Here is a 21294-nt window from a genome sequence, read left to right as displayed (position 1 = left end):
AGATAATGTCGGTTGCTCGCTGGTACGGCCCTGCTGACAACATCACCCAATCGACAGCGCGCCACCTCCTAGACTTGGTTGAAGCGTATCGCGCAACCAGTGGCGAGCCCCATACTGTCCTTGGTCTGGCAACGGTTCGTGCTCTCAAGCAGATCAAGGGGTGGCAGTCTCCGTTGCGCTGGTTTTCAAGGACGAATGTCCGGGGCTCGTGGACGCTAGTTAGCTACCACCATCGCGCTCAACTATGCTGGGAATGGTCGGTTTGGTTCAGCATAGGAAAGGCCTCGCGGCTGCGTTCGTGGAATCCGCGCCACTGGGTTTTCATTAGCAAGCGGGCAAGCCGCATCGGCATTCCGTGGCTGTTCCAGTTGAGTCTGCACCGCCAGACCTATGGTTGGATGCTCAGTGGCGACGGAGAGCAACTCATCCGGTTCACCGCGCAAGCGATCGATGCCCGCAGGGCGGAGACGGGCACCGGCTCCGTTCACGAGAGCGCGGTCCGTCAGGATGCGCCCCTATCGAGCGGCACCCCAACCGAGGAACAACAGTCATGAGCGAGATCGACATTGAAGCGGTGCGGAGGGCGCTCGACTATGCCGGACGCAGCATCTGCACTCATGAGGACACCCATCGCGGAGGAACCATCTGGACGATATGCGAAGCATGCGGGTCGCGGTGGGCAGATGATCGTGGTGGCTTCACGCCGTCCCCTTGGCCAGATTTGCTGGCCAACGCCCTCACCGCCCTCGACCAACTGGCCAAGGAAAACGAGCGGCTGACCAAGCAGCGGGATGCCTGCATCATCATGGCGGAGGGTTATAGGGATCGTCTCAAGGCTATGCAGGAGGCTATCGTTGAGGCGGATCGTGCGCTTGAACAGTCGGAGTACGCCGCAAGTATCCATCTGGCGGTCCATCGCGCCCGCAAAGTCGGTGTTGCCGATCTTCTGGAGGTAAGCCTGGATGTCGGCGCTGTTCTTTTTGACCTCGGTCGCCTGTCCATTGAAATTGAAGATGACCTTGTCGCCGGCATCGACCGCCTTGATGCCGAATTCCTTGAGGCGCTCGTATTCGCCCATCGCGGCATCAGCCACGGCTTCGATCATCTGGTCGAGCGACTTGCCCATCGCCGCGGCGGTGTTGCCGTAGGAGGTGAGGGCGGCATTCGACGGGTCAAGGCCCTGCGACTTCAGCTTGGCGAACGATTCGACGACCTCGGAAAGCTCGTAAGGCGTGTCGGTCGAGAACTTCTTGAGCTGGGCGAACTGCGCCGCGCCACCGGCCTCCGATCCCTGCAGCGTCGTCAGGACAGAGCGAAGTCGCTCGAACTCGGTCGCCGTTTCGATGGTCTTGGAGCCGATCTCGGCAATATGCTCGGCGATCTTGGCAATCACGAAGCCCTTGGCGACTTCGAGGGCGCCCCCGAACCCGCGCTCGAGCTTGCCGCCCGAAGCGGAAGCATTCTCCGCGCTCTGGCGGGCCGCCTTGATCTCAGCGTCGGCCTCGCGCCACCCCTGCTTGAAGCCCGTGGTGAAACTATCGAAGCGGGCCTTCAGCCGATCGAACGCGGAGCCAATGCTGGTGGTGGCCTGCTGGACATCACCCTCAGCCTTCTGCGCGTCCTGCGCCATGCCAGCGAACGCCTCGCGTGAGCGATCGCGGATCGCGCCCAGGCGGTCCCGCATCACGTTGGAGGCTTCCGTGACCGCAGCGGCCGAACGGCGCAGCGCGGCCTGCGCGCTGGACTCGTCGCCAACGATCTTGACTTCGACCTTGTCGGTCATGGTCGCTCCAAATGAAAAAGCCGCCCCGGTCAGGGACGGCTATCGATGCTTGTCGGTGATGTTGCGGTGTCGCCTACAGGCGGCGAACGGCCTTCTTCCCGGCGGCTTCGGCGTATTGGTTGGCGTCATCGATCGCGGCGCGCAGCTCGCTTTCGATCACGGTGAGGTTGCTCACCTGCTCGGCAAGCGCGTCGACATCGATGGACGGTATCGAGGTCTTGTCGGCGGGCAACGACAACGGCCTGACGATCTGCGCGATGGCGGAGCCGAGATTGTGACGCGCGGACAACAGCCTGTCGATACGCTCGCTGGCATCCACGTAGCGCCCAAGCGCCTCGAAGTCGCGATTCTCGCTCACGCCGCGAAGGAACACGATGTCGCTCACGGGGTCAATCCTGATCTGTGGGGATCGGGCTTCCGGCCTATGGGCGCAGTTCCCGAGGTGATGAAACTGATACGTTTTCGTTGCAGCGGTGGCAAGGCGAAACGCACATCTGTAAATGTAGCTATTGACTACAATGTAGCTTTAGGCTACACAAATCGCATGAAGCCGATCAGCTATACCCGCGCCGCGATCAAGACCCTTCGCAAGATGCCCGCGAATGATGCTGCTCGGATCATCAGCAAGGTCGAGCAATATGCGGCTGATCCGGTATCGCTCGCGAACAACGTCAAGGCGCTCAAGGGTCGCGAAGGGATCAGGCTGCGGGTCGGCGACTGGCGCGTCATCATGGATGATGGCGTGGTGTTGGCCGTTCTGGAAATTGGGCCGCGCGGCGGCATCTACGAATGATGGAGATGAACATGGGCGAGATGATTACGATCCCGCTGGACGAGTACCGGAACCTCAAGGCTGCGGTCGATGAACTCGCCGATCTGCGCACCTATGATCGCGCCATGACCGACATCGCCGCCGGCCGCGATGAGCTGGTGCCAGCCGATGTTGCGAAGCGGCTTGTTAGCGGGGAAAACCCCTTGCGCGTCTGGCGTGAGTTTCGCGGCATGACACAAGCCACCCTGTCCAGCGCGTCGGGCGTGAACCGCGTTCAGATTGCTGACATCGAAGCCGGCCGGAAGAAAGGTTCGGTAGAGACTGTGTGCAAGCTGGCGGCGGCGCTGCAGGTTGGTGTTGAGGACTTGGTTTAGGAAGCGTCGCAAGTCTTAGCTGCCCAGCCCCTTTTCGACCAGGCGGCGGATGGCTTCAGAGCGCGGCAAATTATTCTTCTCCGCGTATTCGTCCAACCTACCTAGCAATGGTTGTTGCACGCGAGCGCGGATCTCCTCGCTTTCGACAGGCGGGCGGCCTCGTGGTTTTTTGCGCGGATTAATTGTTGACATGCGCCTTTTATACGCGCATAAAAGGCGGGCGGCAAGAGAGATTGAGCCCTCTCAAGCCGCCCTAACCGCAACCGATCACCGAAGGATCAGGTCATGGCTTCGATTGCCACTACATCAGATCGCCGCGGATTCCTATCCGCTGGTATCGCACTTGCTGCCGCCGCTCCGGTGGCCGCCGCCGTCAACATCTATGGCCCCGGCCTTCGAGCGCAATGGGATGCTGCGATGCGGGATTGCATCAAGGCTAAAGCGGAGGCTGATGCGCAGAATTACCTTAATGGGTCGGGTGACGCGCTAGTGAAAGCTGAAGGCGTTCTGCTCGATATGCCGGCTCCAGATCTACGCGCGGTCGAATGGAAGCTGCGCTGGTGTCGGACTTTCAGCGAGGACATGATCCTTGAGGCAAGCGATTTCGATATCATTCTTGCCGACATTGCCAGGCTTGCAGGAGGGAACGCATAATGGCCGCCTCCCAACAGATCATCCTCCCGGCGCTTCAAATCGAAACGATCACGCTCATGCTCATCGGGGACAGTCCCCTTATTGTCCATGCCTGGAGCGAGAAGGCCAAGCGCCAGATGCTCGACAAGCAGATGAAGAAGGCGTCCAAGGGCAAGGAGGCGAAAGACCCCGAGGCCGATTACGAAGCCTGCTTCTATCGCACCGAGACGGGAGCCTATGGCTTCCCCGCGATAGGGGTGAAGGCTGCCATGGTTTCGGCGGCGCGGTACGTTGACGCCAAGATGACCGTCTTGCGCGGCGCGTTCCATATCGACGCCGAAATGCTGCCGGTGATCGGGGAACCACGGCCGCGCGAGGACATGGTCCGCGTCGGCATGGGGACCGCCGACATTCGCTATCGCCCCGAGTTTCCGGAGTGGAGCATCCCGGTCCAGATCAAGTTCAACACGTCCGCGATCAGTGCCGAGCAAATTGCCAACTTGCTCAACGTCGCCGGCTTTGGGGTCGGGATTGGCGAATGGCGGCCGGAACGGAACGGCTCCTATGGGCGCTTCCATGTCGGAGGAGCAGAGGCATGATCTACCGCTGGAAAGAGGGCGCCCGGATCTCCGTTGACCCCCAGGCGGCCGGCGACGAACTTGAGCGCATCCGCGTTCGCCACAATGGCCGCCTTGAGCCGGAATGGGTGGTTCACACTGCCAAGGCCGCCAAGAACCCGCTGCACGACCTGTTCGAGTGGGATGACAACGTGGCGGCGCAGAATTACCGCGTCGATCAGGCCAGAGGCATCATCCGGTCGATTGAGGTCGTGGTTGAGGCGGCGGAAGAGCGGAAGCCGATGCGGGCGTTCGTATCGGTTGTGCAGGAGCGCGACCGGTCTTACACCAGCGTCGTTCACGCGATGAGCGATCCCGATCTGCGCAAGCAGGTTCTAAGGGCGGCGCTCACGGAACTGGAGGCGTGGCGGAAGCGCTACGCAGAGCTCGTGGAACTGGCGCAGGTTTTTGCGGCAATCGACGAGGCTCGGGGCGCCGAATAGGCCCCGAAACATGGCAGGCAAGGCAAGGTATGGAACGGTATGGCTCAGCAAGGCGTGGCTTGGCATGGCGGGGCTAGGCAGGCGCTGAACCGTGATGGATGGGGGTGGCAGTGAGCCACCTCCATTTCACTCGCAGTTCGAACCCACAACGGCGGTGAATGGCTCACGACGCCCTAACGCTGGACTATCTGCCGACAGTGAATAATCTCTGCGCCGAAAGAGGGGTTTCACATGTCGGACGAAAAGCAGTGCCCTAAGTGTGCCGAGACCATCAAAGCCGCTGCGGTTGTGTGCAAGCATTGCGGCTACAACTTCGAGCAGCAGCAGGTGCAGTTGAGCGCCAAAAAGAAGCGAGGGTGCTGGTTTTACATCCTCTGCTTCCTTGGTCTCGGAGTGGTCGCGAATGGCCTTGTTCTGGTTTTCAACCCGGACATCAAGCCGACCGTCCCCGCGACCCCAACCTTGAGTGCCGATCAGGTAGCGGATCAGACTAGGCTCAAATCTGCGGTCGCGGCGGCTAAGGCCGTTAAGGCCGCGCTGAGAGACCCCGATTCGCTCGTCGTAGAGCGGATCGGCACGGATGATGCCGGGTCGCTTGTCTGCATAGAGTATCGGGCGCGAAACGGGTTCGGTGGGATGAACCGATCATTCGTTGCCTTCAAGGATGGATCGCCCAAGGAAGAGGCTTCGTACTTCAACAAGAGCTGCCCGAAGGCAGTTTTCATTCTGACCGATCGCGTCAACCGCCGTCTGTAGGAAGCGCAATTCCCCTCTTCGGAGCCACATAGGGCACAGGCTCGGACTGACCCAGCGCGGCCATCAAGGCGTGCGGATCTGCCTGCTCGCCGCGCGCCGTCTCCTCGGCCGGCGCGGCATTTGGCTTGCTCGCTCCATCGAACCGCGCGCCCAGCGCTTCGGCCGCCATTCGCATCGTGATCGCCAGCGGCGGATTGTCCCGCCAGGCGGCACGGAGGGCATCGACACGGGGAAGGTCGAGTGCCCGGCATTGATCCCACGTCCATCCGGTCATGGTCGCGAGCCAGGCGATGAGAGCGGTTATTCGCTCTCGGTTGGTGCGTTTCCCTCCGGCGCGCCTTGCGCTTCGGCGGCCTCAGCCTCCAGAGCCTTTCGCTTGAGACCAGATGCGTCGAGCGCCGAGGTGAAAACCTCGTCCATGTTCGCAACGTCGATCAGGCCGCCTACTTCTTCGCGGGTGAGGTCCGGGTAGTTGCGCCTGAGCGCGGCCAGGGCGACATCGATCATCGTCGCGATCGATGCCTTGTCCATGCCGGAGACGGCGTCGATCCGGTCTTGAAGATCCTCGAGGGAGCCGAGTGTCAGCGGCGGGATGGTGTAGGTCTTTCCGTCGCCGAGCTGCATGGGGATGCCGGGGATCATGGTTTCGTTACTCCGAGGTTGCGAGATAGGCGACGTTGCCGGCGGCGTCCGCGAAGGCCGAGAAGTCGAACTCGGGGACCATGAAGTCGTCGAGCTTCGTCGCGAACGAAAGCTTGGTGCCAATGCACGCCGGCAGCGTGAGGACGAATTGCTTGCCGCCGTAGGGCACGAGCAGGTCGGCCCGGAACTGCGGGGCGTAGCCCATCAGCACGTTGCTGATCGCAAGTTTTTTCTTCGTCGTCGACGTCGCGGTGTACTGGTAGCTGATGCGGACAACCTTGCCCGTGTCGGCCGCTGCGAATACATAAGCCCCGGCGCTGACGCTGTACTGCCCCGCCGTCGGCCCGCTGACCACGCGGGTCATGGGGAGGCCGTTGGGGTCGAGCACGCCGAGATCGTTCGTCCAGGTGCCGGAGTTCGGCACGGTCGGCGTGATCGTGAAGGGGGTTGCCGGAATGGCCGTCCCCGTCGTGTCGATCACTTCGCCGATTTCGCCGGAAAGCAGCGTCTGGCCGAAGAACAGCGAGTTGATGGTCAGGCCGTTGAGCTGCGCAAACTTCGACTTGCCCGCGATCTTGCCCTTGCCGCGCCCGATCGCGACCGGGAACTGGTACTGGCCGAACAGCTCCTTGATGTCGAACGAGAAGTCGACCGATGCTTCCTGCATGATCCCGAACTGGATCGGGGTGGGCGCGGCGATCGCGTTGCCCGCGGCATCCGACTGCGCGGTGCCGACAAGGACGCCCGCGCCGAATCCGTACTGTGCCATTTGCACTACTCCATAGAAAACCCCGCCAAAGCGGCGGGGCAAGGTGGTGGCCGGAAGGCCGGGAAACAGGTTGTCAGGCGGTGAGGATGCTGATCGGGATCACGGCGACCTCGTCGTCGCCAAGGGTGCCTTCGCTCGTGGAAATCCGCCCATCGATGCGCGCGTATCCACGACGGTCAGGGGCAGGCTGGAGAGGTAGTTCCCGGCCATTTCGATCTGTTGCCGCTCCCAATGGTTCGGGCGGCCTCGCAGGACGCTGTAGGGCACGCGCTGCTTCTCGTTGTCGAACAGCGCTTCGGCGATCATTCGTCCGATCAGTTCTTCCTTGGCCATTTCCAGCGTGACAAACAGGACGCCGTGCCCATTGTTGGCGGCGCCGCGGGCGTAGGAGCAGGCGACAGCGGTCTTGCCCATGCCGGGGCGACCGCCAAGGATCGTCAGGCTCTTGGGGCGAGGGCCACCGAGAAGATCGTCCATCGCGGGAATGTTGACGCAGCGAACCCCGGTGGAATCATCATCCATCTCGGCCATGAACGATGCCACGCAATCGGCGGCATCGGCTTCGACCAGGCCAGTCTCGGCGCGGGCAGATACAGCGGCGTCGGCGCAGGATGCGATTTCAAGAAGCGGCGCGTTCAAGTCCGAGCATTTGGCGACGGCTTCGAGCAGCCCGGCGCGCATCCGGCGGCGATCGGCGAGGTCGATGATCTGGCGGGCAAACTCGCGCTCGTCGAGCACGCCGATGGAATTGTCGCCGGTCAATTTGGCGAGATAACTGGCCCCCCCTAGATCGGCTAAGTCTTGATCGCCTTCGAACATACCCTTGATGGCGATCGGCGAAGTGCCGCGCCCAAGCGATGCCTGATGTACCAGCGTTTCGAAAATGCGACCATGCAGCGGGTGCCGAAAGTCCTCGGCGCGCAGGATGTCCGCAACGCGATCAATCGCGGCACGATTTGTCATCATGCAGCCAAGAAGAAACGCTTCGGCCTCGACATTCGAGATGTCGGCCGGCGGCGGAAGCTCGGTGATTTCTGCGGTCTGCGCATTCATATGATCTTGTCCAGCGCGAGATAGAAGGTTTCGTAGGCGTCCTGGCGGAGCATGATCCAAAGCGGATTGTCGCGCAGGGACGGGGTTGCTGTTTCGGTACGGAGCAGGGCCGCATGGACCTCAAACGCCATTTCGGCGGCGCGTCCGTCTGCGTGCTTGATCTTGCGCTTCACCGCACCCTCCTGAGATCCTGAGGATGCTCCACGGCCCGCGTCAGACGCCCATTCCGCAGCCAGTGCATCAGCCGCCGGCGTGTGCCGTAGGAGCCGCTTTCAAGGATGAAGCCGCGCAACAGGCCCTTGTGCCGGTGTACGTCCGCCACGGCGCTTCCATCGCGCGTTTCGACGTCCTTGATCCGGTCCTGATCGGGGCAGCACATGGTGGGGGTCTGGTCGAGGTCCATCGTGGCTACCAGATCCTCACCGGGCACGCCGCACGCACGCACGACCCGATCTGCTTGGCCGACAACGCCACGCGGCAATGCTCGCACCAGGTCTTGTTCGGCGGCACGGTATCGGGGCGCGCCATCGCCGCATCGACTTCCGCGATCGTCCGGTGATCGGTGTAGGGCCAGCGCGGCGGCGCGGCTCTCGTGCCACGGATCGGGATCATGCTGGCCTCCGATGCTTGCAGCCGATGTCACTTCGGATGCCACAACGCGGGCAGGGCGAGCGGTCGGCGACGATCTGGCCGCCATTCTCGATGTCGCCGCCACGGATGCCGCCAAGGGAGCGCACGCCGCCGAACCAGCGGATACCGGCAGACGAATGCTCGGCCGCGCCGATGTCGTGCCGCATCCCGGTGGTCCGGTTCGCGTGGATGAAGCTCAGCTCGCGCTCGGCCGCTTCCTCGCGCGCCTTCTGGCGCAGCATTTCGATGCGCTCGCTCATCGGGCGCCTTCCATTGCAGCACGGGCCGCTATGGCGCCGACTTCACGCGCGAGTTTGCGGAAGATCCGCAACTGGTCGGGCGGGCACTCCGGCCACACGCTGGGACGTCCCCGTGGGCGCTGGACCTTGGCGTCGGCAGCATAGTGACGGACCGTGCGAGGGCTGACGCCGTAGCGCTCGGCCAAGGCTTCCGCCTTCATGCCGGCGCGGTACTCACGCAGGATCAGGCGACGGCGGGCGGCGCGGGCAGCGTGGGTGAGGCTGAGCTTCTTCATGCGCGCGCTTCCGCCATAGGTCTCAGCACTTCGTCCAAGACCCACGGGACATGCTCTTTTCGTGAAAGCATTCCATACGTGAGGATGCCGAGTGCAGCGGCTTCATCGGGCTTACGAAATACGAAACCGTATTCTCTGGCGCGATCTACATAGAGTTCGGTAAGTTCCTTGCGCTTGGTTCCGCGCTTAACTCCGCCGAGAAATCCAGTTTGCCATGAAGCTCGATGAATTCCTTGAATGGTGCGCATCAATCCGGCGCGGCGATACGCAAAATAGAAGCTTTTTGCATGACCATTCAGTTCGATAAGGACGTCATTTGCTTCATTCGACCTACCACCCCTCTGCTCCGGGGTAAGAGATCGTTCGTATAACATCGCGTCAAATCCGAAAACCTCGTGAAGTATTGCAAGGTTCTCGTGAAGAAGCGCGAGGCACTGACCTTCATCGTCAAATTCGGTGGCCAAAATCCAATAACCGTGAGCTACCGAAATTACGCCACGCTTGGGATCCTCAAACACACGCCAATTTCGGCTGACATTGCTTAGGCGAAGGCGCTCGAGTGCCTTAAGCCATGAACTTCCTGAAAACTTCTCCCGGATGTCTCCCTCCATCTGGACAGCCCATCCGGAGCAAGATTTGGCCAGGTCGAAAGCAGCGTATTGCATTATGACGCTCCGGCAGACCCGGGCGGGCACCATTTCGGCCCCGCCCGGAAATGGTCAGTTGAGTTGCGTGGAACCGGACATGGCGGCCATCGCCGCGGCACTGGTGCCGTATCCGGGCTCGGCCTTGTCCTTGTCCTTGGCGCGGCTCTTGCCCCGGCCTTCCTGCTTGGACAGTTCCTCGTCGGTCGCTTCGAACGGATTGGCCTTGTCGCCATCCGTGCCGCCGCCCAGGTCGAGATTGGTCGGATCGGCCCCGCCGGCTTCGGCAAGATCGTCGTCGCCGCCGGTATGGTCGGGCACCGTGGCCAGCCTCGGACGACCACCGGTGGCGCCGGCCTTCACGATCGGCTCGTTGCCCTGAGCGCCTTCCGCCATGGAAACGAGATCGAGCGGACGGCGATAGCCGCGAAGCTCAAGCGCGAGGTGCAGGGCGAGCAGGTTGTGATCCCGCTTGGCGTCTTCCATGCCGTCGAACTTGGCGATCAGGTCGAGGATCGATCGCGGGAAGTGGCACTCGTCCTTGACCCGCTTGTAGGGGTCGGAAAGGTCGCCGGTCTTTTCCTGGATGAACGCCTTGCGCGGCTTGATCTCGGTGTCGAGGATCTTGAGCGCGACCTCGGCATTCGGGCGGTTATACACGCCGCCGTTATCCTGCTCAGTCTCGGTATCGGGGGCTCTACGTCTGGCCATGGCGGCCTCCTGTGCTTGGGGTTGGCCGGTGGGGAACGATTGGCGCTGCCGGTGGGTAAAGGCACCGTATCCATCAGCGTCGCACGGGCTATCGGGACCGCATCGTTCCTCTATCGGGGCCACCGCGCCCCGTGGATTTCAGGCGCTGTGCCGGCGCACGTCGGCGACAACCTCGTCGCGGGGACGAAGTGCGCCGCCGGCGAGGGCGGAGATGGTCTTGGTCTGCGCGGCGACCCGGCGCTGCTGCGCGTCGGCGATCCGCTTGGCGGCTGCGGCGCGGGAGGCGCGAATGCGCTGCTGGCGCACGCGCTCGACTTGCTGGCGCAGTTTGTCGTTCTCGGCGTGGATTTCGACGCTGCGGACCAGTGCCTCGTCGAGGTCGGTTGCCATCTTGGTCAACGACTGCTGGAGGTTGACGACGTGGCCGCGCGCGGCGGTGCCCTGCTCGACGGCATCGGCAAGCAGTTTCGCCAAAGCGGCCGCGCGCCGGTTCTCGTGAAACGCGATCGCCGTCTGCACCAAGCCGACGGTAAACCCAGCAGCGCCTAAACCAGCGTAAGCCGCATTCAGGAAATCGATCATGGGGACCCTCCCTTGCATCGCGCTCAGCCGTTGCGGCCGGCGCTCGAAATCGGAACCATGGTGGCAATGATGGCGTCGGCGGCGCGTTCGACCGCCGGGCGCTCGGTGTGGTCGATCCGACCATCGGCGGCGGCCGAAGCGATTGCGGACAGCGGCTCCAGCACCGTTGCGACCAGCTGCGCGGGGTCGATCGCGTCTTCCTCGCCCAGCGACCGGGCGCCGCCGAAACCAATCACGGCGAGCAGCCCGTTCACGACGGCCGGGCCAAGCGCCGATCCGAGCGACAGCGCATTGCTCAGCGACGGCTCCTTGCCCTCGACGCGATAGGACTTGATCGTGCGCGCCGGCACGCCGGATGCGGCGGCCAGGCTCTCGTCGGTCCAACCCATCTGCTGCGCGCCGCGGAGAAGCCCCTGCACGACACGGCAGACACGATCTCGTCCAACGAAACCGCCTTCGGACGCTGACGACGGGTCATGCATGTGGGAAATCTCCATTATGGAAGTACGGGTCAGCGACATGGGAATGGTTGGAGGCGGCAAGCCGGGAGAGGATGGAGGCCGCCGCCTCCTGCCCTGCGGTGCGACCCGGCGGGCAAACTGTGGGGATGCCACTCATTCGGGACGCTCCCTGACATGAAACCCGTCCTCATCCTGCCAGCCGAGCGGCGCGCGTGCGGCCAGCCAGAACAGGACGGCGAGCGCGATAACGTCCAAGATGACAAGCGTCGCGATGTTCATGGCCGGCTCCTGCGGTTGCGGAGCGCGCGGCGCGCCCGGCGGATCAGGATGTCGGCCGCGCAGCTCACCGCGATCATCACGAGCGCGCCGGCGGAGAGGCGAAGGCCGAAGGTGAGGAGGGCGGCGAGCATCTACGCCGCCTCCCTTGACTCGGTGCCAGCGCGCTGCATCGTGCGCGCGGCAGCCAACAAGAACTGCGCGGGACAGATCATTGACCATCTCCACGGCAATTTCGGGATTGGCGCTGCTGCTGAGCGCGGCGTCGTTTCGTTACGCGCGAGCCGCGCACAAAAGGGCGCACTGGATGGATGCACCCGTGTTCAGCGTGGATTTCAAAAAAACGTCGTGGCCGAATTGGGTCAGGCTGGAGGTGCGTGTCGAGAACAAGACCGCCTCGACGTGGACAGTGCGCTCCATCGAACTGATGGACCGGCCCGGCAGCAGGTTTGTGAATGGCTCTACCATGAGCCTGTTTGCCGGCATCGAAGTCGCGGGCTGGAGCCCGTCCGATGCAAAGCCCGTCACCAAAGCCTTTGCAGTCAACCGGGTGGTTACCTCCGGGGGCGTGGAGACGATCCATGTTTACGCCTCTCCCGGACCGGTGGAGGGCAAAGGCAGTTCCGCGATCGGGGTAAAGGCGACGCGGCTGCTGTCCACCATGACGGCAGTGTCGCGGGCGCTGGCGATGGGCCAACCTTCCTTGGTCCATCCGATGATCTGCCGGCGCTCGCGCCTGATCGTGACGATCTGGTCGCGAAACCACGCGCGCTCGTTCCGGTGGAGCAAAACGCACGTCGCCAGCGAGATCATGCACGCGGCGAGCGCCATGCCGACCGACAGGTAATCATCGGGGGTGATGCAGAACCCGGTGGTCACGCGGCCTCCGGGGAGGCGCGGGGAACCCATGGATCGACGCTTTCGAGCGTGCTGATCTGCTCGTCGGTCAACTTGGCAATGCTGCCATGCCGCCAGCCGGTCGTGCGCAAGATGTGGATGGCGAGCGAGCGAGCGGGAGTCCGCTTGCCGCTAATAATCTGCGAGGCATAGGGAAGCGAGATGCCAGAAGCCTCCGCCAGCGCCGTGGGAGTGATCGTTTCCATGGCGCATTACTTTGCAGATTGCAAAGAGACTTGCAAGCCCAACCTTTGCAGTATGCGTGAGGACATGCCGCGTTGCATCTTGCAAACTGCGAAAATGGCTGATGACAAAAACGGCGGACCAAACCACCTTCGGGCGTGGCGTGAGTTCATGAAACTGACGCAGGAGCAGCTAGCAAATCTATGCGAGCCCCCTACCACCGGGGCGGTCATCAGCCTGCTTGAAGAAGGCGAGCGCGGCCTTTCTCTCAAGTGGTTGCGCAGGCTCGCGCCGGCCCTCAAAACTCGCCCAGGCTTCATCGCAGAGTACGACCCCAAGGAGGTCGATACACGCACGCTAGAGATGATCTCGGATCTGGCCCCAGCTCAGCTTGCCAAGGTCGAAAAGTTTGTCGTCGATTACATTAAGGATGGAACCAACGGATGACAGATCAGCCGAAGCCAGCCCCGCAGCCATCACCTAGCCCGACACCCAAGCAGCAGCCGTTGCCGGCGCGAGAAGACGAATACTTCGAGCGGTCAGTGCCTAGCTCACCGCTGCGTAAATTCTGATCGCTGCCAGCGCGGCAATCGAAAGCGCTCCGCACCAGATAGCGAAGCCAAGCATCCGCAGCTTCATCCGGTTCGACTTGACCGCAATAGCGATTTTTTCAATTGCGTCATGGGCCAAGGCGGCTTGCGCTATTGGCAAGGCTCTCTCATCCCCGTCGATTATACCTTCCATCATGTAGGCCGCCGGTGACACGGCAACCGCAGGATAAGGTAAAGCCCGAAGCGCCAAAAGTAACGAGACGGACCCGGCCGTAAGCAGCAGAGCCGCAAGTGCGCCCCATAAATCGGGCTTGCCGCTGGCTACAGCCAGCGTGACAGGGAGGTATCCTGCAAGCAAGATGAAGCATCGCTGATCGATGCGGTCCTTGTTTTCGATTACGTCAGTCAGATAGCGCTCAGCCTGAGCAAATGCTTCGCGCGCCACGTCCTGATTGATCTCCTTTAGGCCAATCTCATCGCGATTGATCATGGTCCCGAACTCCTGCCTTGGCCCGCGCGTCAAATAGCTTTCCTACATCTACGCCATAAGCGCAGTCTGCGGATAGGTGATTCGCACCAAGTTTGCAAATTGCAACTATTTCCAGTTGACGACTTTGCAATATGCAAATATTAAACCTCCATACCCGGTGAGCCGAAAGCGCAGACCCGGAAGCCAGCGATGGCAATGGAGGCGAAGATGCAGTTGCAATCCATCACTTCGGCAATTCCCGCGAACTACGATCGCGATGAAGTCGTGCGCGATCTGGAGCGCCTGCGGATCAAGCTGTCGGCCGCGCTTGGCGATATCGAGCGCATCCTGAGCAAGCCCGAGTCCGTCTGCATGGCGGTCGGCGTGTTCGGCCCGGCGCTGAGCGAGGATGCCGCTTGGATGCGCTCCGCGATCGAGCGGATCGAAGCCGGGGCACTTGCCGGGCGCATGGCTGAAAACGCCGCGCTGGGCCTGTCGGGGAGCGTCGTGGCATGAACGCCACCCGCACCCGCGCCGCCTGCTTCGATAGCGTCAAGGCTGATATGCGCGCCCGCCCGCTGGTCCGCCACACCTATCGGGCGTGGCACATCATGGACAGCACCGAATGCGCGGCCATCGACGTAGCGGACGCCACCACGCTCGCCGAAGCGCTGGGCAAGGTTCCGCTGTTCCACAAGCGGCACTTCGTCATCCACGAGACGGACACGATCACCGGCAAGACGGTGGCCCACTTCTACCAGGTCAAGGAGACCAAGAAGTGGCTCAAGTGCCCGGACACCGGCGTCACGCGCAACGTCGGCGTGCCCTATTCGGTCAAGCTGTTCGCCATGGCGATGGACGCGTTCGATCCGGTTGAGCCGTGGTCATGGTCGCCCGGCGCCGATGTCGTCGGGGCCGATCGGAACGAGGTGAGGCTGTGATGCTCCACCAGCTCCGCACCGCGCGCGCCATCCTCGCCGCTGACCCTGCCGATACCGCCCTGACCGCGCTTGTCGTGGCGGTGGCGATGGCCGTCTCACCGTTTCTCGTTCTCGTTATGGAGGCTTTCTGTGGCTAAGCCGATTTTCGTTTTCGGTTCCAATCTGGCTGGTGCCCATGGTGCCGGCGCTGCCCGCGAGGCGCTTCAATCATGGGGTGCTGCGCTGGGGTGCGGCGTTGGCTTGTCCGGCAATTCCTACGCCATCCCTACCAAGGACGAGAATATCCGGACGATGCCGGTCGAGCGCATTGCTCCGTATGTCGCCGATTTCGTTCGGTATGCGGCGGAACATCCCGAGATGTCCTTTCTGGTGACCGCGATTGGCTGCGGTCTTGCCGGGCACGATCCCCGCGACATCGCCCCGATGTTCTCGGGCGCGACCGAAAACGTCTTCCTTTCCGAAAAACTGGTGGCCGCGCTGCGGTCCTGAAAGGCTCCCCATGTCCAAGAAAAAAGAGCAGCCCGAGACGGCGATCCAGTCGATCAAGGGCTTCAACACCGATCTGACCTGTCGCGGTTTCCAGTTCGAACCGGGCAAGACCTATACCGTCGAAGGCAAGGCGGAGTGCTGCGGCAATGGCTTTCATGCCTGCCCCGAAGACATTCATCCGCTTTCGGTGTTCGGATATTACGCTCCCGGACGGTCCAGGTATTTCACGGTCACGCAGTCCGGCGACATTTGCCGCCGCGAAGACGACAAGGCTGCCAGCACTATCCTGACCGTCAATATCGAGATCGGCATCGGCGATCTGGTGAAGCGCGCATGGGATTGGGTGTGGGAACGGGCGATCAAGTCCGATGACGCCCATGTGACGATTGATCAGGGCGCGGCCAGTGCGACCGGCACTTGGGGCGCGGCCAGTGCGACCGGCACTCGGGGCGCGGCCAGTGCGACCGGCACTCGGGGCGGCCAGTGCGACCGGCACTTGGGGCGCGGCCAGTGCGACCGGCACTTGGGGCGCGGCCAGTGCGACCGGCGATCAGGGCGCGGCCAGTGCGACCGGCACTTGGGGCGCGGCCAGTGCGACCGGCACTCGGGGCGCGGCCAGTGCGACCGGCACTCGGGGCGCGGCCAGTGCGACCGGCACTCGGGGCGCGGCCAGTGCGACCGGCACTCGGGGCGCGGCCAGTGCGACCGGCACTCGGGGCGCGGCCAGTGCGACCGGCACTTGGGGCGCGGCCAGTGCGACCGGCACTTGGGGCGCGGCCAGTGCGACCGGCGATCAGGGCGCGGCCAGTGCGACCGGCACTTGGGGCGCGGCCAGTGCGACCGGCTATGTCGGACGAGTTATGGGCGCGGAAGGATGCGCAATCTTTGCTGTCGAGCGTGAGGCTTACCCTTCCTACAAGATCATCTCTGTAGCCGCTGGGATTGTCGGGCAGGACGGCATTGATGCCGATGTCTGGTACGTCTGCCAGTCGGGCAAGCTGGTCCCTGTATCATGACCGCCCGCGTCCACGTCCCCGTGCCCACCATGCGCCAGAGCAGCGCCGGCACCGCGCATCCGCCCCTGTTCGGCGTGACGCCAACCCGCGCATGGTACGCCGAGCGCATGGCCAAGCGTGCGCCGTGGTGGCGGTGGATCGCATCGAAGTTCATCGCGAAATGAGCCGCGCGCCCGCCACCTATGCCGATGCCCAGGCTGTCATGGCGCGCACCTTTCGTGGTGTCGATGCATCCGAGCCGGTGGCGGGCTTCTACAAGGTCCGGCTCGGCCGCGACACGATCATTCTTGGCGTCCGCCTCTGGTTTGGCCCGCCGCACGATCCCGAGACCGGCGAGGTCATGGACCGGTCGTGGCGCTGGCAGGCCGAGGCCAACGGTGAGCCGATCGACTTCGATACCGTGTGGCCGAAGTGCGCCGGGGGACCGGTGACGGAAGCCGAATACCGCTCGCTCGTCGCCCGGCAGGCGTGGGCGCGCGAGCAAGCGCCGGACAGCGCCTACGCGGAGCGCGGGCGGAAAATCGACCGGCTGAGCACCAACACGCCTTTGCCTTTCTGACCCCCGAAGGAGCATTCCCCATGCCGATTACCCAACCCGTGTTCGATGATGTCGCGCCGTGGCCTGAGAAGCCCAAGCCGGCCGAAGCCCTTTCCGGCCACAACAAGCCACCGGTTGAGGAGGAGGCGCGCGCGGCGTTTCGTGAGGCGCTACTGACCGATCGCCCCGACTTCGAGCAGAAGGTCGAGGACATCATGGCGGCCGCCGATCGCGCCAAGGTCGTTGACGACGAAAGCTATGCCCGTGGCGGCAGCTTCATCAAGCTGGTGCGTGCCGCGATCGATCACGTCGATACCGCGCACAAGTCGGCCAAGGCCCACTATCTGACCGGCGGGCGCGTGGTCGATGCCGAGAAGAACGAGCTTGGCGCGAAGCTGATGACTGCCCGCAACAAGGTTCAGGGCCAGCTCAACGACTACGCCGCCAAGAAGGAAGCGGAGGCGCGGGCCGAACGCGAGCGCGTTGCCGCGGAGCGCCGGGGCTCTTTTCCGGGCAGTCGGCATGACGGCCCCGGCACGCATTACCCAGGCGGACATGGATCGCGCCACCAAGGCCGTCGCCAACGCAGGCATCGCGCGTGCCCGGATCATCATGGATCTCAAGCGGGCGACGATCGAGGTGGTTATCGGCGAATCGGTCGACACGAAGCCGTCGGGTGATGAAGAATGGACGGATGAAGATGTCTGAACTTCCGCCCAACGTCTGCGCCGTCCCCGATCGCCACGGCAAGATACGCTACCGGTTCCGCCGCAAGGGCTGGAAAAGCGCCTATGTTCCCGGAGATCCCGGATCAATCGCATTCCACGAAGGCTATGCGAACATCATCAAGGCCGGCCCATTGGCAGAGACAGGACCGGTGTCGGCGGCGAGGATCGAGCCGCAAAGCCTTGATGACCTGATCGCCCGCTTCAAGGCCACGACGAAGTGGAAGAAGAAGGGCGAGAGGACCATGTATAAGCAGGCCCGCATCCTTGAGCGGTTTGCTGATCGCAAGGACCAGAAGGGGCGTCGATACGGGAACCGGCCGGTGGCCAAGATCACCGTCATCTGGCTCGACAAGATCCTTGCCGGCATGTCTGCCACGCCTGCCGCCGCGAATGAATTGCGCAAGGTGCTTGCGGGCGTGATGGACCATGCCATTCGGCTAGGATGGCGCACGGAAAACCCGGCGCGGCTCACCGACGTCTATAAGGAAGGCCCCGGCTTCCATACATGGACGGAAGACGAGATCGAGCGCTATCGCGCCAAGCACGAGCTGGGCACCATGGCGCGCCTGACGTTGGAGCTTGCCCTCAACACCGCGGCACGGCGTTGCAACGTCGCCACCCTGACCCGAGACGATATTCAGAACGGCCGGATCATCATCGCCCACGCCAAGGACAACGAAGAGGCTTCGGTCGAAATGCTACCGATGGCGAAAGCGGCGCTGGAAGCCCTGCCGGCAGCGCCGATCCGGCATCTGGTCACGACGCAGCACGGCAAGCCTTTCAGCGTCGCCGGGCTCGGAAATCGGATGCGCAAGTGGTGCGATGATGCCGGGCTGGAGAACTGCTCAATGCACGGCCTGCGCAAAGCGGTGTCGCGCCGGATCGCCGAGAGCGGAGGGACCGATGCCGAGGGCATGGCGATCACCGGTCACAAGAAGGCGGCGACGTTCGTGAAGTACCGCGCCAGGGCGAACCGAAGCAAGCTGGCAGACGCCGCAATGTCCAACCTGCTGTCCACGTTCGATAAGGAACAGTGATGGAACTTCCACCAAATGTCAGAGCGACGAAAGATCGCCATGGCAAGGCGCGATACCGATTCCGTCGTAAGGGGCTTCCAAGCCGGTATGTCCAAGGCGAACCAGGTACAGAACAATTCCTGCGGTCATATTCTGACTGTCAGGATCCTGACTATCGCCCCCAAGACAGGCGGAAACCCAGATCAAATCTGACCGACCATACTCTCGTCCCGAAAGGCAGGAGTGTGATCTACTTTATCGGAAATCAGAAGGGTGCCGTGAAAATTGGCATCACCATCAATCTTCCTGCGCGCATGAAGAAACTGCAGACGGGATCGCCCCATAGGTTGAGACTTCTTGCATGGACATTCGGGGATGAAAGCGCAGAAGCGGCGTACCACGAGCAATTCGCTCATCTACGCATAAATGGCGAATGGTTCTCGAGAAAGGCGGAGCTTTCCGATGAGATAAAGCGCCTTCTCAAAGTCGGAATTTGTCCAACCGATGCCTCTGAAAAAATGTCCAACCGAAAAAGTGGATGAAAATCAATGCGCTATTTTAAAGGTGGTGCCCGGGGACGGAGTCGAACCGCCGACACCGTGATTTTCAGTCACGTGCTCTACCAACTGAGCTACCCGGGCATCGCTGCGGACGTTTCCCCGAGAGGGCGTCTGGCGATTGGAAGCGCGGCTATGGCGAAGCGCGGCTGGCTTGTCCAGCCCTGTTTTGCACTTTTCACCGCTCCCCGTCGAACGCCGGCGGGCGCGGTTCAATCCTGCGCGTCAGGGTCGGCCGGCGGACCGGGCAGGGCATAGCCGTCGTCCAGCCACTGCACCAGATCGCGATCGCGACAGCGGGTGGAGCAGAACGGCGCGTGGGCTTCCACGCGGGGCTTGCCGCAGATCGGGCAGCGCCTTTGCCCGTTCGCGCGCGGAGTGGGTTTGAGGGTCATGCCGCAACTGCCTGCGCGAATCCGCCGTCGAGAGCAAGGCCAGTGTCCTCCTGCCAGCGCACGGCGCGTCCGGTGCGGCGGATCAGTTCGGCTTCCCATTCCGCCGGCATGGCCCTTCGGAGCGCCGGAGCGGCGGTCAGCAGCAGCACGCCGGGATCGGTGACCCGTTCCGCCTGCCGCAGCAGGGCGCGCAGGGCGGCGCCCGTGCGGTGCCGGGCGAAGCGCGCGACCAGCGAGGGCCGTTCGAGCCGGGCGACGAGCTGGACGAAGCCGAAGCCGTTCATGGCGGTGCGTTCGCCCTTCCATCCGGCCAGCGCTTCGGTGAGCGCGGCATCGACGGCAAGGCGGTCCTTTCGGTCCGCCAGCGTCGGGAAATCGACGCCGATCGATCCGCCGATGTCCAGCCGCGTCAGCGCACGGGCAATCGCGGGGACGGCGGCGCGCGCCAGCATCGGCGGCGGCAGCGTGCCATCGATGTCGATCAGCGTCATCGCCGGCGTCGGGCTGACGAGGAGGCTGCCGCCGGGAAAGGCGATCTCGCCGCCCTGCGCCTGTTCGACCAGTTCGTGCCAGCCGGCTTCGTCGAAGGAACGGTCGGTGATCGGCAGCGAGCGGACGGGCAAGGGGCCGGCGCGCAGTTCCGCGAGCAGGCCGGGAGCGGGGGCGGGGAGGGCTTCGGGACCGGCGGGGCGCGCCTGCGGCAGCTTGGTGCGGCCTTTTTCCGCGATCGCGGCGCGGGTCACGCGCAGCAGCAGGGTAGCCCCTTCGGTGACGGCGGGATCGAGGCCATCGACCAGCGCTTCACCGCCATCGGCGAACCGCGCGATGCCGCGTCGGGTGCCCTTGTGCTTCACCACGATTTGCGCGGGTCCGGTGAAGCCGGGCCGCAGCGCTTCGCCCCAGTCGACGCGCGCGGCGATGATGTCGCCCCGTTCCACAAGGATCGCGCGTTCTTCGCCGATCCCGTCTTCGTGCAGCCATTCAGCCAAGCGGAAAGCCCGCGCGGCGCAGCAGGAGGCGGGTTTCGTAGAGCGGCAGGCCCATCACGCCGGAATGGCTGCCGGAAAGCCACAGGCACAGCCCTTCCGCGCTGCCCTGGATGGCATAGCCGCCGGCCTTGCCGCGCCATTCGCCGCCGGCGATGTAGCCTTCCGTTTCCTCTGTCGTGAACCGCTTGAAGCGCACGATCGTCTCGCTCAGCGCCTCGTGCAGGGTTCCGTCGGGGGTGACGGCGGCGACGGCCGAGAACACGCGATGGCGGCGGCCGGAGAGCAGCGCCAGGCAGGCGCGCGCGGTGGCTTCGTCTTCCGCCTTGGGCAGGATGCGCCGGCCCGCGCCCACCACGGTATCGCCTGCCAGCACGAAGGCCCCGGGCGCCTGCGCGGCGGCGGCGCGCGCCTTTTCGGCGGCGAGGCGGACTGCGTGGGGGCGGGGCAGTTCGCCCTTCGCCGGGGTTTCGTCGATGTCGGTGGCCAGCACCCTGTCGGGCGTCACGCCCAGCCGTGCCAGCAGCTCAAGGCGGCGCGGGCTGGCGGAGGCCAGAACCAGGGGCGGCAGCGGGGAAGGCGGCGTGGGTACGCCGACCATCAGTAGGGGCCGGGGCCGCCCCGGCCGGGCATGAAGCGGTAGGTGATCCGGCCCTTGGTCAGGTCATAGGGCGTCAGTTCCACGAGCACTTCGTCGCCCACCAGCACGCGGATGCGGTTCTTACGCATCTTACCGGCGGTGTGGCCCAGGATCTCGTGATCGTTTTCAAGGCGCACGCGGAACATCGCGTTGGGCAGCAGCTCCACCACCGTGCCGCGCATTTCGAGGAGTTCTTCTTTCGCCATC

The 21294-nt window shown here is 63.6% G+C and carries 42 protein-coding genes and 1 tRNA gene; 18 read left to right on the top strand and 25 right to left on the bottom strand.

Translation table 11 applies throughout. The features are described from left to right. Window positions 1-502: 502 nt before the first annotated feature. Both FA702_RS07320 and FA702_RS07315 read right to left on the bottom strand, forming a co-directional pair. A complete protein-coding gene (locus tag FA702_RS07320) occupies window positions 503-1783 on the bottom strand; it encodes a tape measure protein (protein ID WP_136955598.1) in 1281 nt (426 codons plus the stop codon). Window positions 1784-1856: 73 nt separating this feature from the next. Then, window positions 1857-2168: a hypothetical protein gene (locus tag FA702_RS07315; protein WP_136955597.1), complete on the bottom strand. Its 312-nt coding sequence runs from the start codon at window positions 2166-2168 to the stop codon at window positions 1857-1859. A gap of 159 nt (window positions 2169-2327) precedes the next feature. On the opposite strand from FA702_RS07315, the gene FA702_RS07310 reads away from it, so the two are divergent. Beyond that, complete coding sequence (locus tag FA702_RS07310; RefSeq protein WP_136955596.1) at window positions 2328-2576, top strand: type II toxin-antitoxin system RelE/ParE family toxin; 249 nt, start codon at window positions 2328-2330, stop codon at window positions 2574-2576. Then, entirely contained in the window at window positions 2573-2929 is a 357-nt protein-coding gene (locus tag FA702_RS07305; RefSeq protein WP_210417602.1) for a helix-turn-helix transcriptional regulator, read from the top strand. Before FA702_RS07310 ends, FA702_RS07305 begins: the two co-directional genes overlap by 4 nt. 15 nt (window positions 2930-2944) lie before the next feature. Here the strand turns inward: FA702_RS07305 and FA702_RS23530 are convergent, their stop codons facing one another. Next, window positions 2945-3121 carry a ribbon-helix-helix protein, CopG family gene (locus tag FA702_RS23530; protein WP_136955595.1) on the bottom strand — a complete coding sequence of 59 codons (177 nt, stop codon included), beginning with the start codon at window positions 3119-3121 and terminating at the stop codon, window positions 2945-2947. 93 nt (window positions 3122-3214) lie between these two features. Here FA702_RS23530 and FA702_RS07295 point away from each other — a divergent pair, with 93 nt between their 5' ends. The 4 genes from FA702_RS07295 (at window position 3215) to FA702_RS07280 (ending at window position 5378) form a co-directional block, all read left to right on the top strand. Next, on the top strand, window positions 3215-3583 hold the full coding sequence (locus FA702_RS07295; RefSeq protein ID WP_136955594.1) for a hypothetical protein: 369 nt from the start codon (window positions 3215-3217) through the stop codon (window positions 3581-3583). Then, entirely contained in the window at window positions 3583-4161 is a 579-nt protein-coding gene (locus FA702_RS07290) for a hypothetical protein (RefSeq protein WP_136955593.1), read from the top strand. Before FA702_RS07295 ends, FA702_RS07290 begins: the two co-directional genes overlap by 1 nt. Beyond that, entirely contained in the window at window positions 4158-4622 is a 465-nt protein-coding gene (locus FA702_RS07285; protein WP_136955592.1) for a hypothetical protein, read from the top strand. The genes FA702_RS07290 and FA702_RS07285 overlap by 4 nt, the downstream gene beginning before the upstream one ends. 231 nt (window positions 4623-4853) lie before the next feature. After that, window positions 4854-5378, top strand: coding sequence for a zinc ribbon domain-containing protein (locus tag FA702_RS07280; RefSeq protein WP_136955591.1), 525 nt, complete (start codon window positions 4854-4856; stop codon window positions 5376-5378). Here FA702_RS07280 and FA702_RS07275 read toward each other — a convergent pair. The 15 genes from FA702_RS07275 to FA702_RS23135 all read right to left on the bottom strand — a co-directional run bounded on the left by FA702_RS07275 (window position 5362) and on the right by FA702_RS23135 (window position 11815). After that, window positions 5362-5652, bottom strand: a complete 291-nt coding sequence (locus FA702_RS07275) for a hypothetical protein (protein WP_136955590.1) — start codon at window positions 5650-5652, stop codon at window positions 5362-5364. The two genes, FA702_RS07280 and FA702_RS07275, sit on opposite strands and share 17 nt — an antisense overlap. Before the next feature lie 26 nt (window positions 5653-5678). Then, entirely contained in the window at window positions 5679-6020 is a 342-nt protein-coding gene (locus FA702_RS07270; protein ID WP_136955589.1) for a hypothetical protein, read from the bottom strand. Window positions 6021-6027: 7 nt separating this feature from the next. Next, window positions 6028-6789 carry a hypothetical protein gene (locus FA702_RS22755; RefSeq protein WP_168195954.1) on the bottom strand — a complete coding sequence of 254 codons (762 nt, stop codon included), beginning with the start codon at window positions 6787-6789 and terminating at the stop codon, window positions 6028-6030. A 99-nt stretch (window positions 6790-6888) separates the two neighbouring features. Next, window positions 6889-7842: a DnaB-like helicase N-terminal domain-containing protein gene (locus FA702_RS07260; RefSeq protein ID WP_136955587.1), complete on the bottom strand. Its 954-nt coding sequence runs from the start codon at window positions 7840-7842 to the stop codon at window positions 6889-6891. Further along, entirely contained in the window at window positions 7839-8015 is a 177-nt protein-coding gene (locus FA702_RS22750; RefSeq protein WP_168196020.1) for a hypothetical protein, read from the bottom strand. The genes FA702_RS07260 and FA702_RS22750 overlap by 4 nt, the downstream gene beginning before the upstream one ends. After that, a complete protein-coding gene (locus FA702_RS07255; RefSeq protein ID WP_136955586.1) occupies window positions 8012-8245 on the bottom strand; it encodes a hypothetical protein in 234 nt (77 codons plus the stop codon). The genes FA702_RS22750 and FA702_RS07255 overlap by 4 nt, the downstream gene beginning before the upstream one ends. Before the next feature lie 5 nt (window positions 8246-8250). Next, window positions 8251-8454 (bottom strand): hypothetical protein, encoded by a 204-nt coding sequence (locus FA702_RS07250; protein ID WP_136955585.1) that lies wholly within the window; start codon window positions 8452-8454, stop codon window positions 8251-8253. Then, window positions 8451-8732, bottom strand: a complete 282-nt coding sequence (locus FA702_RS07245) for a hypothetical protein (protein WP_136955584.1) — start codon at window positions 8730-8732, stop codon at window positions 8451-8453. Before FA702_RS07245 ends, FA702_RS07250 begins: the two co-directional genes overlap by 4 nt. Then, window positions 8729-9007: a helix-turn-helix domain-containing protein gene (locus FA702_RS07240; RefSeq protein ID WP_136955583.1), complete on the bottom strand. Its 279-nt coding sequence runs from the start codon at window positions 9005-9007 to the stop codon at window positions 8729-8731. Before FA702_RS07240 ends, FA702_RS07245 begins: the two co-directional genes overlap by 4 nt. Beyond that, entirely contained in the window at window positions 9004-9618 is a 615-nt protein-coding gene (locus tag FA702_RS07235) for a hypothetical protein (protein ID WP_136955582.1), read from the bottom strand. Before FA702_RS07235 ends, FA702_RS07240 begins: the two co-directional genes overlap by 4 nt. Before the next feature lie 108 nt (window positions 9619-9726). Beyond that, window positions 9727-10362 carry a hypothetical protein gene (locus FA702_RS07230; protein WP_136955581.1) on the bottom strand — a complete coding sequence of 212 codons (636 nt, stop codon included), beginning with the start codon at window positions 10360-10362 and terminating at the stop codon, window positions 9727-9729. A 138-nt stretch (window positions 10363-10500) separates the two neighbouring features. Continuing rightward, on the bottom strand, window positions 10501-10944 hold the full coding sequence (locus tag FA702_RS07225) for a hypothetical protein (RefSeq protein WP_136955580.1): 444 nt from the start codon (window positions 10942-10944) through the stop codon (window positions 10501-10503). A 23-nt stretch (window positions 10945-10967) separates the two neighbouring features. Continuing rightward, window positions 10968-11426, bottom strand: a complete 459-nt coding sequence (locus tag FA702_RS07220; RefSeq protein ID WP_136955579.1) for a helix-turn-helix transcriptional regulator — start codon at window positions 11424-11426, stop codon at window positions 10968-10970. A 132-nt stretch (window positions 11427-11558) separates the two neighbouring features. After that, the gene (locus FA702_RS23140) at window positions 11559-11684 is read right to left on the bottom strand and encodes a hypothetical protein (RefSeq protein WP_255504752.1); all 126 of its coding nucleotides are present in this window, start codon (window positions 11682-11684) and stop codon (window positions 11559-11561) included. Beyond that, a complete protein-coding gene (locus FA702_RS23135; protein WP_255504751.1) occupies window positions 11681-11815 on the bottom strand; it encodes a hypothetical protein in 135 nt (44 codons plus the stop codon). The genes FA702_RS23140 and FA702_RS23135 overlap by 4 nt, the downstream gene beginning before the upstream one ends. Before the next feature lie 80 nt (window positions 11816-11895). Between FA702_RS23135 and FA702_RS07215 the strand changes: the two genes are divergently transcribed. Further along, window positions 11896-12528, top strand: coding sequence for a hypothetical protein (locus FA702_RS07215; protein WP_136955578.1), 633 nt, complete (start codon window positions 11896-11898; stop codon window positions 12526-12528). Window positions 12529-12556: 28 nt separating this feature from the next. Here FA702_RS07215 and FA702_RS22745 read toward each other — a convergent pair whose 3' ends face one another. Beyond that, complete coding sequence (locus tag FA702_RS22745; protein ID WP_168196019.1) at window positions 12557-12784, bottom strand: helix-turn-helix transcriptional regulator; 228 nt, start codon at window positions 12782-12784, stop codon at window positions 12557-12559. Window positions 12785-12878: 94 nt separating this feature from the next. Between FA702_RS22745 and FA702_RS07210 the strand changes: the two genes are divergently transcribed. Further along, entirely contained in the window at window positions 12879-13208 is a 330-nt protein-coding gene (locus tag FA702_RS07210; RefSeq protein WP_168196018.1) for a helix-turn-helix domain-containing protein, read from the top strand. 99 nt (window positions 13209-13307) lie between these two features. Here the strand turns inward: FA702_RS07210 and FA702_RS07205 are convergent, their stop codons facing one another. Next, complete coding sequence (locus FA702_RS07205; RefSeq protein ID WP_136955576.1) at window positions 13308-13802, bottom strand: hypothetical protein; 495 nt, start codon at window positions 13800-13802, stop codon at window positions 13308-13310. 207 nt (window positions 13803-14009) lie between these two features. Between FA702_RS07205 and FA702_RS07200 the strand changes: the two genes are divergently transcribed. The 10 genes from FA702_RS07200 (at window position 14010) to FA702_RS22730 (ending at window position 19051) form a co-directional block, all read left to right on the top strand. Next, a complete protein-coding gene (locus FA702_RS07200; protein WP_168196017.1) occupies window positions 14010-14297 on the top strand; it encodes a hypothetical protein in 288 nt (95 codons plus the stop codon). Continuing rightward, window positions 14294-14722 (top strand): hypothetical protein, encoded by a 429-nt coding sequence (locus FA702_RS07195; RefSeq protein WP_136955574.1) that lies wholly within the window; start codon window positions 14294-14296, stop codon window positions 14720-14722. Before FA702_RS07200 ends, FA702_RS07195 begins: the two co-directional genes overlap by 4 nt. Then, the gene (locus FA702_RS22740) at window positions 14722-14859 is read left to right on the top strand and encodes a hypothetical protein (RefSeq protein ID WP_168196016.1); all 138 of its coding nucleotides are present in this window, start codon (window positions 14722-14724) and stop codon (window positions 14857-14859) included. The genes FA702_RS07195 and FA702_RS22740 overlap by 1 nt, the downstream gene beginning before the upstream one ends. Window positions 14860-15013: 154 nt before the next feature. Beyond that, window positions 15014-15211 carry a hypothetical protein gene (locus FA702_RS23130; protein ID WP_255504750.1) on the top strand — a complete coding sequence of 66 codons (198 nt, stop codon included), beginning with the start codon at window positions 15014-15016 and terminating at the stop codon, window positions 15209-15211. A 10-nt stretch (window positions 15212-15221) separates the two neighbouring features. Continuing rightward, on the top strand, window positions 15222-16112 hold the full coding sequence (locus FA702_RS07185; protein ID WP_210417601.1) for a hypothetical protein: 891 nt from the start codon (window positions 15222-15224) through the stop codon (window positions 16110-16112). A gap of 111 nt (window positions 16113-16223) precedes the next feature. Beyond that, the gene (locus tag FA702_RS22735; RefSeq protein ID WP_168196015.1) at window positions 16224-16391 is read left to right on the top strand and encodes a hypothetical protein; all 168 of its coding nucleotides are present in this window, start codon (window positions 16224-16226) and stop codon (window positions 16389-16391) included. Continuing rightward, on the top strand, window positions 16352-16786 hold the full coding sequence (locus FA702_RS07180; RefSeq protein WP_168196014.1) for a hypothetical protein: 435 nt from the start codon (window positions 16352-16354) through the stop codon (window positions 16784-16786). Before FA702_RS22735 ends, FA702_RS07180 begins: the two co-directional genes overlap by 40 nt. 20 nt (window positions 16787-16806) lie before the next feature. Then, window positions 16807-17445, top strand: coding sequence for a hypothetical protein (locus FA702_RS07175; RefSeq protein WP_136955571.1), 639 nt, complete (start codon window positions 16807-16809; stop codon window positions 17443-17445). Then, a complete protein-coding gene (gene xerC / locus FA702_RS07170) occupies window positions 17364-18530 on the top strand; it encodes a tyrosine recombinase XerC (RefSeq protein ID WP_168196013.1) in 1167 nt (388 codons plus the stop codon). Before FA702_RS07175 ends, xerC begins: the two co-directional genes overlap by 82 nt. 224 nt (window positions 18531-18754) lie before the next feature. Further along, window positions 18755-19051, top strand: coding sequence for a GIY-YIG nuclease family protein (locus FA702_RS22730; protein WP_168196012.1), 297 nt, complete (start codon window positions 18755-18757; stop codon window positions 19049-19051). 23 nt (window positions 19052-19074) lie between these two features. Here the strand turns inward: FA702_RS22730 and FA702_RS07160 are convergent. The 5 genes from FA702_RS07160 to infA form a co-directional block, all read right to left on the bottom strand. Beyond that, window positions 19075-19150: transfer RNA gene (locus FA702_RS07160), tRNA-Phe, on the bottom strand. 128 nt (window positions 19151-19278) lie between these two features. Then, on the bottom strand, window positions 19279-19461 hold the full coding sequence (yacG, locus tag FA702_RS07155; RefSeq protein WP_136955568.1) for a DNA gyrase inhibitor YacG: 183 nt from the start codon (window positions 19459-19461) through the stop codon (window positions 19279-19281). Next, on the bottom strand, window positions 19458-20450 hold the full coding sequence (locus tag FA702_RS07150) for a ribonuclease (protein WP_136955567.1): 993 nt from the start codon (window positions 20448-20450) through the stop codon (window positions 19458-19460). The genes yacG and FA702_RS07150 overlap by 4 nt, the downstream gene beginning before the upstream one ends. Beyond that, window positions 20443-21048 carry a Maf family nucleotide pyrophosphatase gene (locus FA702_RS07145; protein WP_136955566.1) on the bottom strand — a complete coding sequence of 202 codons (606 nt, stop codon included), beginning with the start codon at window positions 21046-21048 and terminating at the stop codon, window positions 20443-20445. Before FA702_RS07145 ends, FA702_RS07150 begins: the two co-directional genes overlap by 8 nt. Further along, window positions 21048-21293, bottom strand: coding sequence for a translation initiation factor IF-1 (gene infA / locus FA702_RS07140; protein WP_100866134.1), 246 nt, complete (start codon window positions 21291-21293; stop codon window positions 21048-21050). The genes FA702_RS07145 and infA overlap by 1 nt, the downstream gene beginning before the upstream one ends. Between the last annotated feature and the right edge of the window lies 1 nt (window position 21294).

The organism is Novosphingobium sp. EMRT-2, from assembly GCF_005145025.1.
Taxonomy (GTDB): domain Bacteria; phylum Pseudomonadota; class Alphaproteobacteria; order Sphingomonadales; family Sphingomonadaceae; genus Novosphingobium.
Note: the sequence above shows the minus strand (reverse complement) of the source record. Positions and strands in the feature narration are given on the sequence as shown.